The organism is Holophagales bacterium (assembly GCA_016719485.1).
Taxonomy (GTDB): domain Bacteria; phylum Acidobacteriota; class Thermoanaerobaculia; order UBA5066; family UBA5066; genus UBA5066.
Genome location: JADJZB010000008.1, coordinates 210,492 through 225,423 on the forward strand (window position 1 = coordinate 210,492; position 14,932 = coordinate 225,423).

The 14,932-nt window shown below is 72.4% G+C and carries 12 protein-coding genes; 10 read left to right on the forward strand and 2 right to left on the reverse strand.

Annotated features, from left to right (window positions below; genetic code table 11):
• Nucleotides 1-93: 93 nt before the first annotated feature.
• The 6 genes from IPN03_07370 to IPN03_07395 all read left to right on the forward strand — a co-directional run bounded on the left by IPN03_07370 (nt 94) and on the right by IPN03_07395 (nt 4,828).
• Nucleotides 94-840 (forward strand): hypothetical protein, encoded by a 747-nt coding sequence (locus IPN03_07370; GenBank protein ID MBK9373546.1) that lies wholly within the window; start codon nt 94-96, stop codon nt 838-840.
• Between the two features lie 28 nt (nt 841-868).
• On the forward strand, nt 869-1,531 hold the full coding sequence (locus IPN03_07375; GenBank protein MBK9373547.1) for a YggS family pyridoxal phosphate-dependent enzyme: 663 nt from the start codon (nt 869-871) through the stop codon (nt 1,529-1,531).
• 28 nt (nt 1,532-1,559) lie between these two features.
• The gene (locus tag IPN03_07380) at nt 1,560-2,282 is read left to right on the forward strand and encodes a rhomboid family intramembrane serine protease (GenBank protein MBK9373548.1); all 723 of its coding nucleotides are present in this window, start codon (nt 1,560-1,562) and stop codon (nt 2,280-2,282) included.
• Nucleotides 2,283-2,329: 47 nt separating this feature from the next.
• On the forward strand, nt 2,330-2,845 hold the full coding sequence (locus IPN03_07385) for a DivIVA domain-containing protein (GenBank protein ID MBK9373549.1): 516 nt from the start codon (nt 2,330-2,332) through the stop codon (nt 2,843-2,845).
• Nucleotides 2,842-4,125, forward strand: coding sequence for an imidazolonepropionase (locus IPN03_07390; protein ID MBK9373550.1), 1,284 nt, complete (start codon nt 2,842-2,844; stop codon nt 4,123-4,125). The genes IPN03_07385 and IPN03_07390 overlap by 4 nt, the downstream gene beginning before the upstream one ends.
• Before the next feature lie 64 nt (nt 4,126-4,189).
• Nucleotides 4,190-4,828 carry a cyclodeaminase/cyclohydrolase family protein gene (locus IPN03_07395; protein ID MBK9373551.1) on the forward strand — a complete coding sequence of 213 codons (639 nt, stop codon included), beginning with the start codon at nt 4,190-4,192 and terminating at the stop codon, nt 4,826-4,828.
• 81 nt (nt 4,829-4,909) lie between these two features.
• Here IPN03_07395 and IPN03_07400 read toward each other — a convergent pair whose 3' ends face one another.
• Nucleotides 4,910-5,218 (reverse strand): LysM peptidoglycan-binding domain-containing protein, encoded by a 309-nt coding sequence (locus tag IPN03_07400; GenBank protein MBK9373552.1) that lies wholly within the window; start codon nt 5,216-5,218, stop codon nt 4,910-4,912.
• A 225-nt stretch (nt 5,219-5,443) separates the two neighbouring features.
• Nucleotides 5,444-5,947 carry a hypothetical protein gene (locus tag IPN03_07405; protein ID MBK9373553.1) on the reverse strand — a complete coding sequence of 168 codons (504 nt, stop codon included), beginning with the start codon at nt 5,945-5,947 and terminating at the stop codon, nt 5,444-5,446.
• 649 nt (nt 5,948-6,596) lie between these two features.
• On the opposite strand from IPN03_07405, the gene polA reads away from it, so the two are divergent.
• The 4 genes from polA (at nt 6,597) to IPN03_07425 (ending at nt 14,923) form a co-directional block, all read left to right on the forward strand.
• Nucleotides 6,597-9,323: a DNA polymerase I gene (polA, locus tag IPN03_07410; protein ID MBK9373554.1), complete on the forward strand. Its 2,727-nt coding sequence runs from the start codon at nt 6,597-6,599 to the stop codon at nt 9,321-9,323.
• Between the two features lie 742 nt (nt 9,324-10,065).
• The gene (locus IPN03_07415; GenBank protein ID MBK9373555.1) at nt 10,066-10,935 is read left to right on the forward strand and encodes a PTS sugar transporter subunit IIA; all 870 of its coding nucleotides are present in this window, start codon (nt 10,066-10,068) and stop codon (nt 10,933-10,935) included.
• Entirely contained in the window at nt 10,935-12,959 is a 2,025-nt protein-coding gene (locus IPN03_07420; protein MBK9373556.1) for a hydrogenase, read from the forward strand. The genes IPN03_07415 and IPN03_07420 overlap by 1 nt, the downstream gene beginning before the upstream one ends.
• On the forward strand, nt 12,923-14,923 hold the full coding sequence (locus tag IPN03_07425; protein ID MBK9373557.1) for a hypothetical protein: 2,001 nt from the start codon (nt 12,923-12,925) through the stop codon (nt 14,921-14,923). The genes IPN03_07420 and IPN03_07425 overlap by 37 nt, the downstream gene beginning before the upstream one ends.
• The last annotated feature ends 9 nt before the right edge of the window (nt 14,924-14,932 follow it).

Sequence of the window (14,932 nt, forward strand, 5' to 3'; positions counted from 1 at the left end):
ACCGTCCTCCGGCGCTTTGATTCGCCGGGGGTCTATCCGAATGACGAAACGGGCGCCGGTGGGCGCCCGTTCACTTTTTTGGGGGATCGTTCTTTGACCGACAAATCGCCGTCCGGCGCGCTCGAGCGCCTCTTCCGCCTTCAGGAGCTCCTCCTCGAAGCCCACACCAAGGCCGAGAGGCGAAACAGGACGCCCGAGCACCTCGTCCACGTCGAGGCGGCCTGGCAGGACTTCCGGCGGAAGCGGCAGGAGGTCGGGTCGCGGCGCGAGCAGGCCGAGCATCGCAAGAACGAGCTCGACGAGCAGGTCGCCGGCTACGCAGAGCAGCTCAAGAAGTCCGAGGCCAAGCGCAAGGCCGTGAAGGGGCAGCACGAGTACACGGCCCTTCTCACAGAGGTCGACCACGCCCAGCGCGAGATCCGGACGCGGGAGGACGAGCTCCTCCAGGTCGAGGAGACCCTCTCCCTGGCCCGTGCCGACGAAGCGGCCCTTGCCGCCACCTCCGGGGAGGAGGAGGCGGGATACGAGGCGCAGATGGCCGAGTGGCGCGCCGAGCAGGCGAAGCTCTCCGCCGAGATCGCGGTCGCCGAGAAGGCGGCCGCCGAGATCCGCGTCACGATCGACAAGCGCCTGATGGGGGTCTTCGACCGGATCGCGAAGATGCGCGCGGGCGTCGCCGTCGCGCGCGTGGCGATGGTCGCCAACCAGACGGCCGCGTGCTCCTCGTGCAACGTCCGGCTCCGGCCGCAGCTCCTCTCCGATCTCCGCCTCTCGCGCGAGATCCTCCAGTGCGAGAGCTGCAAGAGAATCCTCTTCTGGGACGGCAGCGGCCTGCCGTGACGGCGGGTCGCCTCGACGGAGCGAGAGGCTGAGCCGGGCCGGGGAGATCGCCGCGAACCTCGCGGCGGTGACGGCCCGCATCGAGGCTGCGGCGCGGCGCGCGGGGCGCGACCCGGCCGCGGTGATCCTCGTCGCCGTCACGAAGACCCGTCCGCTCGAAGACCTGCTCGCCGCCTACGCGGCAGGCGTACGGCACTTCGGCGAGAACCGCGTCCAGGAAGCCGAGGAGAAGTTCCCGCAGCTGCCTCGAGACGCCGTGAAACACCTCGTCGGCCCGATTCAGTCGAACAAGACGAACAGGGCGGCCCGGCTCGCGGATGTCCTCCACGCGGTCGACGCGGCGGACGTCGCCCGCCGCCTGGCCCGCGCCGCGGCGAACGAGGGGCGGCGCCTGGCGGTCTACGTCGAGGTGAACACGGGCGACGAGGAGACGAAGGCGGGCGTCTCCCCCGCCGGCGCGCCGGCGCTCGTCGAGGCGGTGCGCGGCCTGCCGGAGCTCGACCTCCTCGGCCTGATGGCGATTCCGCCCCCGGGCGACACCCGCCCCCATTTCGTGGCCCTCAGGAGCCTCGCGGCGAGCCTCGGCCTCTCGGGGCTGTCGATGGGTATGAGCGACGACTTCGAGGCCGCCATCGAGGAAGGGGCCACCGTCGTCCGGGTGGGGACGGCCCTCTTCGGCAGCCGCTCCTGACCCTCCTGACCCTGCTACCCTCCCCCCGATGAGCTGGAACACGCCCGAGCGGCGCGTCGTTTTCGCGGGTCCGCCCGGCTGGTCGCACCTGCCGAACGTCACGCGGGCCCTCCTCGTGCTGACGGCCGCGGGCTATCTCGCCGGCCTCTTCGCCCCCTCCCGGATGCGCCTCCTGGCCGTCTTTCCGGAGCTGGTCTGGCCGGCGCTCGAGCTCTGGCGCCTCGTGACCTATCCGATGGCGGTCATCGGCATCTTCAACGTCCTGTTCGGTCTTCTCATCCTCTGGATGTTCGGGTGGGAGCTCGAGAGCGTCTTCGGCTCGCGGCGGTTCGGCCTCTTCGTCCTGTCGTCGGTCGTCGCCTCGGCGGTTCTCGGCTGCGGCGTGGCGCTCCTCTTCCCGCGTGCGGGCGCCATGGCCGGTGCGGGGCTGTCCGGTCTCCTGACGGCGATGATCGTCGCGTGGGCGCTCCTCGGCCCGGGCCTGCCCGCGAACCTCTTCGGGATCCTCCCGATGACGCGGAAGGGCTTCGCCCTTCTCGCCCTCGTCCTCGTCGTCTTCGGCGAGCTGGAGTCGTCCCGCTCGCTCGCCCAGCTCGTCTTCCTTCTCGGCGGCCTCCCGGTCGCGTGGTTCTTCGCGAGGGCCCCGCGGCGCGGAGGCGGAGGAGGCGTCCGCCCCTTCCGCCGCCGCTGGAATCCCTTCCGACGACGCCGATTCACGGTGGTGGAAGATCGAAGCGGGCGGGTCCACTAGGCCGGAGCGGGTTCGTCGCGGACCGGAAAGCGTCTAGAATGAACGTGATGAGACCCAGCATCTCGCCCCTGGACATCCGCAAGCGGACGTTCCCCGTCCGGTTCCGCGGGCTCGACCGGAACGAGGTGACGCAGTACCTCGACGTCGTCGCCGACGACCTCGAGGAGCTGATGCGGACCCTCGACGAGCTCGAGCGCGAGAACGGCCACCTGAAGGACGAGGTGGCGCGTCACCGCGAGTCCGAGAACTCGCTGCGGGAGACGCTGATGATGGCGCAGCGCAACGCCGAGCTGCTGCGCACCGACTCCGAGCGCGAGGCCGACCGGATACTGGCCGAGGCCAACCGCCAGGGAGAGCGGCTCGTCCAGCAGTCCCTCGAGAAGGCGGCCGAGAAGGAGAAGCGGATCCGCGAGCTCCGGGTGGAGCGGAAGAACTTCCACCTCAAGCTCCAGGGGATGCTCGACATGTTCCAGCAGGTCCTCAACTTCGACAAGGAAGAGGAGGACCTCGACCACTCCGTCTCGGTCATGCGCCCGAAGCGAAAGGACGGGGAGGCGGTCTGAGCCGCCTCGTCGTCCGCCACCTCTCCCAGCTCGCCACACCCCTCGGAAGCGTCGCGCGGACGGGCGCCGACCAGGGGAGGATCCGCCGGATACAGGACGCCGCGCTGGTCGTGGAAGGCGAGGACGTCGCCTGGGTCGGCACGGACGAGGAGTACGTCCGGCTTCATGGGGAGGCGCCGCGACAGGGCGACGTCGTTCTCGACGGGCGCGGAAAGACGGCGCTCCCGGGATTCGTCGACCCGCACACGCACATCCCCTGGGCGGGCTACCGCGAGAGCGAGTTCAACGAGAGGCTGAAGGGGAAGAGCTACGCCGAGATCGCCGCCGCCGGAGGCGGGATCGTCTCGACCGTCGACGCGACGCGGCGCGCCGGGCTCGAGGAGCTGACGTGCCTCACGCGCGCGCGCCTCGACCGGATGCTCCTCCACGGCACGACCTTCTGCGAAGCGAAGACGGGATACGGTCTCGACCTCCCGACCGAGCGAAAGCAGCTCGCCGCGCTGAAAGCCGCCGCCGACGGGCACCCGGTCGGCGTCGTGGCGACGGCGTTGCCGGGGCACGAGGTGCCGCTCGAGCGGCGCGGCTCGGAGGCGCTGAAGGCGCGCTACGTCGCGGAGTGCTGCGACGAGATCCTCCCCGCCCTCGCGGCCGACGGGGCGCGCTTCGTCGACGTCTTCTGCGAGCACGGGGTCTTCGGCCTCGAGGAGTCGCGCCGGATCCTCGAGGCGGGCAAGGCCTGCGGCCTTCTCCCGCGTCTTCACGCCGACGAGCTGACGCCCCTCGGCGGGGCGCGCCTCGCGGCCGAGGTCGGCGCCCTTTCCGCCGACCACCTCCTCTTCGCCCAGCCCGACGGGATCCACGCCATGGCGAAGGCGGGCGTCGTCGCGACGCTCCTCCCCGGGACGTCGGTCTTCCTGCGGATGAACCGGTACGCTCCGGCGCGGGAGATGGTCGCCGCCGGCGTCGCGATCGCCCTCGGCACGGACTGCAATCCCGGCTCCTCGTACACCGAATCCCTCCCCGCCGTCGCGTTCTTCGCGACGATCGGGATGGGGCTGACGATCGAGGAGACGCTCACGGCGATGACGCTCAACGCCGCGGCCTCGGTCGGCGAGGCGGCCCGGCGCGGGTCGCTCGAGCCGGGGAAGGCCGCCGACGTCGTCCTCGTCGACGGACGCAGCCTCGAGCACCTCGTCTACCACTACGGCGTCAACCCGGTGACCGACGTCGTCGCCGGGGGCCGCCTCGTCGTCTCGGGCGCGCGCCCCGTGATCGCCTGAACCTTCCGCGCCGGCCCGGCGCCCCGGGGCCACACGCCCCGCCAAACGCAGCAGGAGGACTCCCGTGACCGATCTCGTCTCTCTCGCCGTCCGCGACTTCAGCGCCGCCCTCGCCTCCGACGCCCCCGCCCCCGGTGGAGGCTCCGCCTCGGCCGCGGCCGGTGCGATGGGGGCCGCACTCCTCGGGATGGTCTGCCGCCTCACGATCGGCAAGGAGAAGTACAAGGACGCGTGGGAGGAGCTCGAGCGGATCGCCTCCGCCATGGACGCGGGCCGCGACACGCTCCTCGGACTCGTCGACGAGGACACCCGCGCCTACGACGCGATCGTGGCGGCACGCAAGCTCCCGAAGGAGACGCCCGAGGAGAAGGCGGCGCGAAAGCGGGCGATCGACGACGCGACGATCCTCGCGACCACCGTCCCGATGCAGACGGCCTTCTTCTCGATGGAAGCGATCGTCAAGGCCCCCGTCGTCCTCGAGAAGGGAAACCCGAACTGCGCCTCCGACGCCTTCGTCGCGGCGCTTCTCCTCTCCTCGGCCGTCGAGGGGGCCCTCGCGAACGTGAGGATCAACCTGCCCGGCATCCCGGACGCCGGCCTCGCCGAGGGTTTCCGCTCCGACACGGCCCTGGCCGCGGCGAAGGCCGCCGAGGCGATGACGAAGGTGCGGGCGCTGGCGAAGGCGAAGGCGCTGACGGCCTAGGTCGGGAAACGACCCGGGGCGCGGGGCGCACTCCCGGGGCAGGGTGCCCGGGACGTGCGCCCCACTCCGGATGCGCCCCGGTCAGTCGGGAATGCGGAGCTTCTGCCCGGGCTTGATCTTGTCGGGGTCCGTCAGGATGTCCTTGTTGGCCTCGAAGATCTTCATGTAGGCGCCGGCCTTGCCGTAGTACTTCTTGGCGATCGCGCCGAGCGTGTCGCCCTTCTCCACGACGTGGACCTTGGCGGCTGCTGCCGCCGCGGACTGCGCGGGGGCGCCCCCGGTCAACACGGCGCCCGCGGCCGGCGTCGGCGCGACCGCGACCGGCGCCTTCGCGACGGCGATCTTGTTGATCGTGTTCTCGGTCTCGACGAGCTTGTTGAACTCGCCCATGGCCTTGCCCTTGGCTTCGATGCTGTCGGCCTCGCCCGTCAGCGTGACGGTCTTCCCCTCGACGACGGCGTCGAGGCTCTTCAGGCCCTTGATGGAGCCGCGCAGGCTCTTCACCGCCTCGGCGGTCTTCTCTTCGAGAGACTTACCGAAAAGACCCATTTCTTCCTCCTTGGTCGCGGATGCGAGGGGACGACGATATCAGCCCGCGCCAGGCGTGCGGACGAATCAGCCCAGGCGCCTCTCCTCGAGCCATTCCTCGAACCGGTCCCGCGGCCAGGCGTTGACGACGCGCTCCGCGGGGATGCCGGCGAGCCGCGCGATGGCGAGGGCGAAGAGCTGGAAGTCCAGGTGCCGGTGGGCGTGCGCGTCGCTCGAGAGGGCGAACAGGCACCCCGCCCCGAGCGCCGTACGGGCGAGCGAAGGAGGGAGGTCCTGCCGTTCGGGACAGCCGTTGATCTCGACGGCGACGCCCCGCTCGGCGGCGGCGGCAAAGACGCGGTCCCAGCTCGCCTTCACTCCGGTCCGCATGTTGTAGAGGCGCCCTTTCGGGTGGCCGAGGACGGCGACGCCGGGGGTCTCGACCGCCCGCACGAGCCGTGCCGTCTGGTCCTTCGCCGACCGCAGGTCCGTGTGGACCGAGGCGACGACGGCGTCGAGGACCGGGACGCTCGCGGGGGTGACGTCGATCGTCCCGTCCTCGGCGATGTTCGCCTCGGCGCCGAGCCGCATCGCGAACTCTCCCTCGGTCCGCGCGTTCAGGCGGACCAGCTCGCGATGCTGGACCGCGAAGTCCCCGGCGTGGAGGCCGCCGGCGACGGCGCAGTCGCGGGCGTGGTCGGTCAGGAGGGCGTAGCGGTCCCCCCTCGCCGCGAGGGCCCGGTGGAGGTCGGCGAGCGGGATCTTTCCGTCGGAGCGGTCGGTGTGGAGGTGGACGTCTCCCCTGAGAGTCGGCGATCGAGACGCCGTCGGGGCCGGCGAGGATCCGGTCGACGTCGGCCCGGGAGAGGTACTCCCGCTTGCGTTCGCTCGCGGGGTCCTCGCGGTCGAGGAGGGCCGAGAGCCGGTCGCCGACCGATTCGTCCGAGCCGCAGGAGAGGAACGAGGAGATGGCGTCGGCCGCGCGCGAGGAGACGTGCGGGAGGTTTCCGAGGTGGATCCGCCTCCCGTGGAGGTCCTCCGGAAGCTGCCGGAGCGTGGCCGCGGCCGAGCGGTACTCGGCGGCGGGACGAGTTCCCGGCGACTCGGCGTCGGCGAGCGCCAGGAGGGCGGCCGCGACCCGGGCGTTCGTGACGGGCGGGGCTGGGCGGATCGGGATGGACGACACGGGCGGGCCTCGACCGATCTTACGGTCGCCCGCGCCCGATAGACTCACCCCGACATGCCGCAGCAGAAGACTCTGGCGCTCCTCGACGCCTCGGGCTACCTCTACCGGGCGTTCCACGCGATCCGCCCGCTCACCGCCCCCGACGGGCGGCCGACGAACGCGACGTTCGGCTTCGCGACGATGCTGCGCAAGCTCCTCGTGCAGCGCCGGCCCGACGCCGTCGCCGTCTGCTTCGACCGCCCGGAGAAGACGTTCCGGCACGAGATGGACCCGGAGTACAAGGCGACCCGCGCGTCGATGCCCGACGACCTCGTCCCGCAGGTGGCCGACGTGAAGGCGCTCTGCCGGGCGATGGGGCTCGCCGTCGTCGAGGAGCCGGGCTTCGAGGCCGACGACCTCATCGGGACCCTGGCGGAAAGAGGCGCGCGGGCGGGGCTGAAGGTCGAGGTCGTCTCGGCCGACAAGGACCTCTTCCAGCTCGTTCGCGGGGACCAGATCGCCGTCTGGCACCCCGTCCAGGAGAGGCTTCTCGACGAAGCGGGAGTCGCCGGCCTGTTCGGTGCGCCGCCGGAGCGCGTCATCGACGTCCTCGGCCTGATGGGCGATGCGTCCGACAACATCCCCGGCGTGAAGGGGATCGGCGAGAAGGGGGCGAAGGAGCTCGTCGCGAGCTTCGGGGCGCTCGAGGAGATCTACGCGCGGATCGAAGAGCTGAAGGGAAAGCGGCGCGAGGCGCTCGAGGCGGGGAAGGGCGACGCCTTCCGCTCGCGGGAGCTCGCGACGGTGAGGCGCGACGCGCCGGTACCGGGAGGCGAGAACGGCGAGAGCCTTCTCGCGGCGTTCGGTCTCCCGGCGGAGGACCCCGGACGCCTCGCGACGTTCTACGAGGAGCTCGGGTTCTTCCGGCTGAAGAAGGAGCTGCTCGATGCCGCCGGTCTCGCGCCCGCGGCGACGACCGTCGAGACATCGACGGAGGTGGACACCGGCGGCCTCCCCGTCTGGGAAACGTCCGCGGACGCCCTCGACGCGTTCCTGGCACACGCGGCCGAGGCGGGGCTCGCCGGACTGCACGTCGAATGCGCCCCGGGGCGGCCGTTCCCTCCCGAGCCGATCGCCCTCGTGGCAGCCGTCCCGGGGGGCGGGCTCGTCGCCTCGCCGCTGGCGGGAGACGGGGCCGGAGCGGGGCGCGCGTTCCTGGCACGCCTCTTCTCGGAAGGCCGCGTCGAGATCGTGGCCCACGAGAGCAAGCGGCTCCACCTCGCGGCGGCGGCCCTCGCGATGGACCCTCCCCGGCGCGTTTTCGACACGATGCTCGCGGCGTACGTCGACGGTCCCGGCCTCCACGCCCACGACCTCGCCGGCGATGCCCGGGCCTTCCTCGGACGCGACCCGGCGACGGTCCCCTCGCCGAAGGACGTGGCGGGGAGCGATGCGTTCGAGACGGTGGCGGTGCTCTCGACGGAAGCGGGCCTCGCCTACCTCGCCCCGCGGGCCCTTCTCCCGCTCGCGCTCCGCGAGGTCCTGCTCGCGCGGCTCGCCGCGCGCCCCGCCTCGCTCCGCGTCTACGAGGAGATCGAGCTCCCGCTCGTACCCGTCCTGGCGCGGATGGAGCTCGAGGGGATCGCCGTCGATCCGGCGACGCTCTCGGCCCTCTCCGTCGACCTGGGATCCCGGCTCGCGGCGCTCGAGAAGGAGATCCACGCGGCCGCGGGAGAGGCGTTCAACGTCGGCTCCCCGCCGCAGCTCGGGCGGATCCTCTTCGAGAAGCTGCAGTACCCCGTCCTCAAGAAGACGGCGAAGACGAAGAGCTACGCGACCGGATCGGAGGTCCTCGAGGAGCTGGCCGTCCGGGGCGTCGGGCCGCTTCCCGGCCTCGTCCTCGAGTGGCGCGAGCTCTCGAAGCTGAAGGGGACCTACGTCGACGCCCTCCCGCGGCACGTCGCGCGGGACGGGCGGATCCACACGCGCTTCGACCAGGCGGTCGCGGCGACGGGGCGCCTCTCCTCGAACGACCCGAACCTCCAGAACATCCCCGTGAGGACCGAGGCGGGGCGCGCGATCCGCAAGGCCTTCGTCGCCCCGCCGGGGCGCCTCCTCGTCGCGGCCGACTACTCGCAGGTCGAGCTGCGCCTCCTCGCCCACCTCTCGGGCGACGCGGCGCTCATAGAGACCTTCCGCCGCGGCGAGGACATCCACCGCGCCACGGCGGCGAAGATCTTCGGCATCGACCCCGGCCTCGTCTCGGCCGACCAGAGGCGCGGGGCCAAGACGATCAACTTCGGGATCCTCTACGGCATGGGGCCGTTCGCCCTCGCGGGCCAGCTCGGCGTCCCGCAGGCAGCGGCGAAGTCCTTCATCGCCGCGTACTTCGAGCAGTTCCCGTCGATCCGCGCCTGCCTCGACGGGATCCTCGCGAAGGCCCGCGAGACGGGCGCGACGGAGACGATCCTCGGGCGCCTCCGGCCGATCCCGGGGATCGCCGACCGCAACCACGCCGTCCGCGCGAACGCGGAGCGGATGGCGATGAACGCCCCGTTCCAGGGCTCGGCGGCCGACCTCGTCAAGATGGCGATGGTGGCGCTCGACGAGCGGCTGAAGGCCACGTTCCCCTCGGCGCGGATGCTCCTGCAGGTCCACGACGAGCTCGTCCTCGAGTGCGACGCCGCCGACGCGCCGGGCGTCGCCGCGCTCGCGAGGGAAACGATGGAAGGAGTGGCCTCCCTCGCCGTTCCGCTCACGGTCGAAACCGCCAGCGGCGCGAACTGGGCGGCCGCGAAATAGCGGGCGCTACAATCCTGAAGATGGCCTCTGTCGGCCGCCGGTTCCCCCGGCCCTGTGTGTTCTCTCTGCCGGCCCTGCTCCTGGCGCCGGCTCTGTTCGCGCAGGCTCCGCCGCCGGAGACGATTCCCGATCCGGCACGGATCCCGCCGGCCGAGGTCCCGTTCGTCAACCCGCTCTGGCAGGAGCTCGAGGCTCCCGCGGCGCCGCAGGGCCCCCCGCCGAAGCTCAAGGACCTCGAGGCGGCCTCCACTCTCATCGTCGCCGTGAGGATCGACGAGACGGGAAAGGTCTCCGAGGCCGTGGCGCCCGAGCCCCCGATCCGCGCCCTCGGCGCCGCCGCACAGGCTCAGGCCCCCCGCTGGACTTTCAAGCCGGCGAAGAAGGACGGTCAGCCGGTGCGCTGCTGGGGAACCTACGGCGTCGACGTCGAGGTCGAGCTGGAGGACGCGGTCTGGTCGGCGTTCCAGCTCGCTCCGGTGGGCAGGGAAGAACCCCTTCCGGCCCTTGGCAGGGAGCTGCCGGGAGACACGTGGATCTCGCGGTACCCGCGGTCGCCCGAGCCGCCCGAGCCGGGGGTCCTCTCGGTGGAGGACATCGATTTCCTTCCGATGCCCGACAAGGCGCCGCTGAAGATCGAAACGACCCGCCTGAAGTCCCGAGTCCTGGCCCTCGTCGAGGTGTCGGGCCTCGGGTCGGTGAAGCGGGTCGTTCCGGTCGGGCCCTACGAACCGCTCATCCTCCGATGGATCCGCGAAAGCGCGAAGGGGTGGCTCCTGACCGCCGCGAAGAAGGGGGGCGCCCCCGTCTCCTCGTGGCTCGCGCTCGACGCGACCATCGAGTACTCCCTCGGCTCCGTGAAGGAGCGCGGGAAGCGCTCGATCAAGAAGAACATCAGGGGCGTGCCGCTCCCTTGAAGCTCTCCGCCTCGGACGCCGCGGAACTTTTCGACGTCGACGAATCGACCGTCTACCGCTGGATCGAGGAGCGGGGCCTGCCGGCCGAGCGGATCGCGGGGCGAACCCTCCTGAACCGCGCGGCGCTCCTCGAGTGGGCCACCGAGAACCAGGTCGCGATCTCCGCCCGGGTCTTCCGGCCGGCGGAGTCGGGTGCCGAGAAGCTCCCCTCCTTCGCGCAGGCGCTGGCGGCGGGGGGTGTCCACCACGCCGTCCCGGGGACGACGCGCGAGGACGTCCTGCGCGGAGCGGTCGACCGTCTTCCCCTCCCGGAAGGGAGCGATGCCGAGGACCTCCTGGCCGTCCTGCTGGCCCGCGAGACGTCGTTCTCCACGGCCATCGGCAACGGGATCGCGATCCCGCACGTGAGGATGCCGATCGTCTTCGACGTCGACGAGGCCATCGTCAGCCTCTCGTTCCTCGAGCGGCCGGTCGACTTCGGCGCTGCCGACGGCAAGCCGGTCACGACTCTCTTCACCATGGTCACGCCGACCGTGCACGGACACCTCCACCTTCTCGCCGCCCTCGCCTACCTTCTGCGCGACGAGGCCTTCCTGGCCGGTGTGAAGGCCGCAGCGCCGGCCGAGGTGATGCTCGCGCGTGCCACAGAGGTGGAGCTCAGGGGCGCCGGCCGCCCCGGCACCCGCGGGCCGGCCTGATGGAAGGTGCGAGTCCCGACGGGGCCGTCCTCCTCGGCGCCATCCTTCTCCTCGCCCTGAGCGGCGTTCCCGGGCTCTTCGCCCGGAAAGGGGGCTCCGGCGGCGAGCGGCTCGCGGCGGTTCTCGCCTGCGCGGGCTCGGTGGCCGGCCTCGTCCCGGTCGTGAGGATCCTCTTTTTCGGCGCCGGGCTGCGGATGGAGCTCCCGAGCCCCCTCCCGGGCGGGAAGATCCTCCTCGCCGCCGACCCGCTCTCGGCGCTCTTCCTCCTCCCGGTCTTCCTCGTCCCGGCGCTCGGAGCGGTCTACGGCCTCGGCTACTGGTCCGAGGCCGAGCACCTGCGCGACGGGCGAAAGCTGCGCTTCTTCATGGGCATCCTGGCCGCTTCGATGGCGGCCGTCCTCATCGCGCGGAGCGGGGTCGCCTTCCTCGTCGCGTGGGAGGTGATGGCGCTGGCGGCCTTCTTCGCCGCGACGACCGAGGACCGGCTGCCGGCGGTGCGGGAGGCGGGGTGGATCTACCTCGTGGCCACGCACGCGGGCACGCTCGGCCTCTTCGGCATGACGGCGCTCCTCCACGACACGACCGGCTCCTTCGCGTGGGAAGCCCCGGCGGCGGGCCTCGCCGTGACCGGCTCGGCGAGCGTCGTCTTCCTTCTCGCCCTCGTCGGTTTCGGCGCGAAGGCGGGTCTCTTCCCGTTCCACTTCTGGCTCCCGGGCGCACACGCCGGGGCGCCGAGCCACGTCTCGGCGGTGATGTCGGGCGTCATGCTCAAGGTCGGCCTCTACGGCATCCTGCGCATCACGTCGCTCTACGGCGCGCCGCCCGCGTGGTGGGGCGGCCTCCTCCTCGTCCTCGGCGTGGCGTCGGCGCTCTACGGGGCCGCGCTCGCCGCGGCGCAGAACGACCTCAAGCGCCTCCTCGCCTACTCGAGCATCGAGAACGTCGGGATCGTCTCCACGGGAATCGGCGTCGCCCTCCTCGGGCGGTCCGCGGCGCGGCCGGAGTGGATCGCGCTGGGTCTCGGAGGGGCGCTCCTGCACGTCCTCTTCCACTCCCTCTTCAAGCCGCTTCTCTTCCTGGGTGCCGGGGCGGTGATCCACGGGACGGGGACGCGGGAGATGGACCTCATGGGCGGCCTGCTGAGGAAGATGCCGAAGACGGGTGCCGCCTTCGCGGTCGGGTGCGCGGCCGTCGCGGCCCTGCCGCCCCTGAACGGCTTCTTCTCGGAGTTCCTCGTCTACCTCGGCCTCCTCAGGGCCTTCGCGGGGCCGGGCGAGGCGCTCCTCGCGGGCTTTGCGGCGCCGGCTCTCGCGCTGGCGGGGGGCATCGCGCTCGCCGCCTTCGTCAAGCTCTTCGGCATCGTCTTCCTCGGCAGTCCTCGCTCGGAGAAGGCGGAGCACGCCCACGAGCCGGGACTCGCGATGCGCGTCCCGATCCTCGCGCTCGCGGCCGCCTGCCTCCTGGCCGGGCTCTCGTCGCCGTTCCTCTGTCCCGGGCTCGACGCGGCGACGTCCGCGTGGGCGGCGAAGGCCCTCTCGCCGGTGCCGGCCCTCGCCACGGTGGCGCCCGTTGCAACCGTCGCGGCCTGGGGCGCCGCGTTCCTCGGCCTCCTCGCCCTCACCGCCGCCGTGGCCGGTTTCCTCATCCGCAGGCGCACGGTTTCGCGAGGCCCGACGTGGGACTGCGGCTACGCCCGACCGACGGCGCGGATGCAATACACGGGGAGCTCCTTCGGCGACTGGATCGCGGCCCGCCTGACGCCCCGCGTCGCCGCAACCCTCCTCGAGGAGCGCCTTCCGGAGGGGATCTTTCCGCGGGGCGCGCGCGTTTCCGCCGCGGCGCCCGCCCGCGACCCGGTTCTCCTCAGGTTCCTCGAGCCGTTCGCCCGGCGCTGGGCCCGCCGCTTCTACGATCTTCACGCCCTGCAGGAGGGGCGGCTGACCATCTACCTCGTCTACGTCCTCGGGACCCTCATCGCGCTCCTGGCGTGGAGCGTTCTCCGCGGGTGGTTCCCGCCCCCGTGAGCCTCCTCCTCGTCCTCGGCGGGGCGTTCCTCTGCGTGGCCGGAGGCGTGCCCGGGCTCTTCCTCCCGCCCGGCGCCACCGCGCGGCGCATCGCGACCGCGGGCTCCGTCGGCGGGTCCCTGCTCGGCCTCGTGGGGGCGGTGAGCGCCGCGGTGACGGGCCGGGTCGAGACGCTGACGCGCCCCTGGCCCCTTCCGGGGGCCGCGCTCCACGTCGAGCTCGACGCCCTCTCGGCGATCTTCCTCGTCCCGCTCTTCCTCGTCTCGGCGCTCGCGGCGATCAGCGGTAGCCGCTCGTTCGGCGATGAGGAGCACCCCTCCGACGCGCGCCGGACCCGCTTCTTCTTCGGCCTCGCGACCGGCGCGATCGCCCTCGTCCTCGTCGCGCGCAACGGGCTCTTCTTCCTCGCGTCGTGGGAGGTCATGGCTCTCTCGGCCTTCTTCCTCGTGACGGCCGACCGTTCCTCCCGCGAGGCGCGCGACGCCGGGCGCCTCTACCTCTTCGCGACGCACGCCGGGACCCTCACCCTCTTCGGCTTCTTCTCGCAGCTCAGGCACCTCACGGGCTCGACCGAGCTCGTGCCGCTCCCGCCCGGAGTCGCCGGGACGGACGCCGGCACCGCCCTCTTCGTCCTCGCGCTCTTCGGGTTCGGCTTCAAGGCCGGCGTTCTCCCGCTCCACTTCTGGCTCCCGCCGGCGCACGCCGCCGCTCCGGCGCACGTCTCCGCGCTGATGTCGGGAGTCCTGATCAAGACGGGGATCTACGGCATCCTTCGTTTCACCGCGCTCGTTCCCGACCCGCCGGCCGCCTGGGGCGACGTGCTCCTCGTCCTCGGCGTGGCCTCGGCCGTCCTGGGCGTGGCCTTCGCGCTCGGGCAGCACGACCTCAAGCGCCTCCTGGCGTGGCACAGCGTCGAGAACATCGGGATCATCGTCCTCGGCCTCGGGGCCGGCCTCGCGGGACGCGCCGCGGGCCGGCCGGAGTGGGCGCTGCTGGGCCTCGCGGGCGCGCTCTTCCACGTCGTCAACCACGGCCTCTTCAAGTCGCTCCTTTTCCTCGGGGCGGGCGAGGTCGTCCACGTCGCCGGGACGCGCGACATGGACCGGATGGGGGGCTTCGGCCGCGTCCTCCCGAAGACGGCGTTTTTCTTCCTCGCCGGGGCCGTGGCGATCTCGGGCCTCCCGCCGCTGAACGGCTTCGCGAGCGAGTGGCTCGTCTACCTCGGCCTCTTCGAGAGGGCCCGCGCCTCGGGCGCGGACGCCCTCCGGGCCGCCTTCGCCGCGCCGGCGCTCGCCCTCACCGGGGCGCTGGCGCTCGCCTGTTTCGTGAAGGCGCACGGATCCGTCTTCCTCGGGAGCCTGCGGGGCGATCCTCCGCACGCGCACGGCGAGCCCGCTCTGCACGTCGCGCCGATGGCGGTCCTCGCCGGGGCCTGCGCGCTCCTGGGTCTGTGGCCCGCGGGGATCGCGCCCGCCCTCGCGCGTGCCAGCGCGATCGCCGCGCCCGGCCCGGTTCCGGCCGTTCCCCTCGCCGAGCTCGCCTCCCTCGTCACGGTCGGCCTCTCGGCGTTCGCGCTCGTGCTCCTCCTCGGGGCCGTCGGCCTGCTGCTGAGGCGGCGCCTCGCCGCGGCCGCTCCGACGGCCGGGCCGACGTGGGACTGCGGGTATGCCCGGCCGACCGCCCGGATGCAGTACACGGCCTCATCGTTCGCACGAGGGCCCGTCGGCTACTTCGGGTGGGCGCTTCGTCCGCGCGCGAAGGGCGCGCCCGTCACGAAGCTGTTCCCCGTGACGGCCAGCTTCGAGAGCCACGTCCCCGACACCGTCCTGGACCGGGCCATCGTCCCGGCGTTCCGCGCCGGCGCGTGGGCCGCCCGACAGGGGCGGATCCTCCAGCAGGGAAGGATCCAGCTCTACCTCCTCTACGTCGTCGCGACGCTCGTCGCGCTGCTGCTGCGGGTCTGACCCGGGGAG

What these genes read in the sequence shown, in the direction of transcription:
- IPN03_07400 (MBK9373552.1), bottom strand. Translation starts at nt 5,218, where the DNA reads ATGGGCGAGTTCAACAAGCTCGTCGAGACCGAGAACACGATCAACAAG.
- polA (MBK9373554.1), top strand. Translation starts at nt 6,597, where the DNA reads ATGCCGCAGCAGAAGACTCTGGCGCTCCTCGACGCCTCGGGCTACCTC.
- IPN03_07380 (MBK9373548.1), top strand. Translation starts at nt 1,560, where the DNA reads ATGAGCTGGAACACGCCCGAGCGGCGCGTCGTTTTCGCGGGTCCGCCC.
- IPN03_07420 (MBK9373556.1), top strand. Translation starts at nt 10,935, where the DNA reads ATGGAAGGTGCGAGTCCCGACGGGGCCGTCCTCCTCGGCGCCATCCTT.
- IPN03_07405 (MBK9373553.1), bottom strand. Translation starts at nt 5,947, where the DNA reads ATGCGGCTCGGCGCCGAGGCGAACATCGCCGAGGACGGGACGATCGAC.
- IPN03_07415 (MBK9373555.1), top strand. Translation starts at nt 10,066, where the DNA reads ATGGATCCGCGAAAGCGCGAAGGGGTGGCTCCTGACCGCCGCGAAGAA.
- IPN03_07385 (MBK9373549.1), top strand. Translation starts at nt 2,330, where the DNA reads ATGAGACCCAGCATCTCGCCCCTGGACATCCGCAAGCGGACGTTCCCC.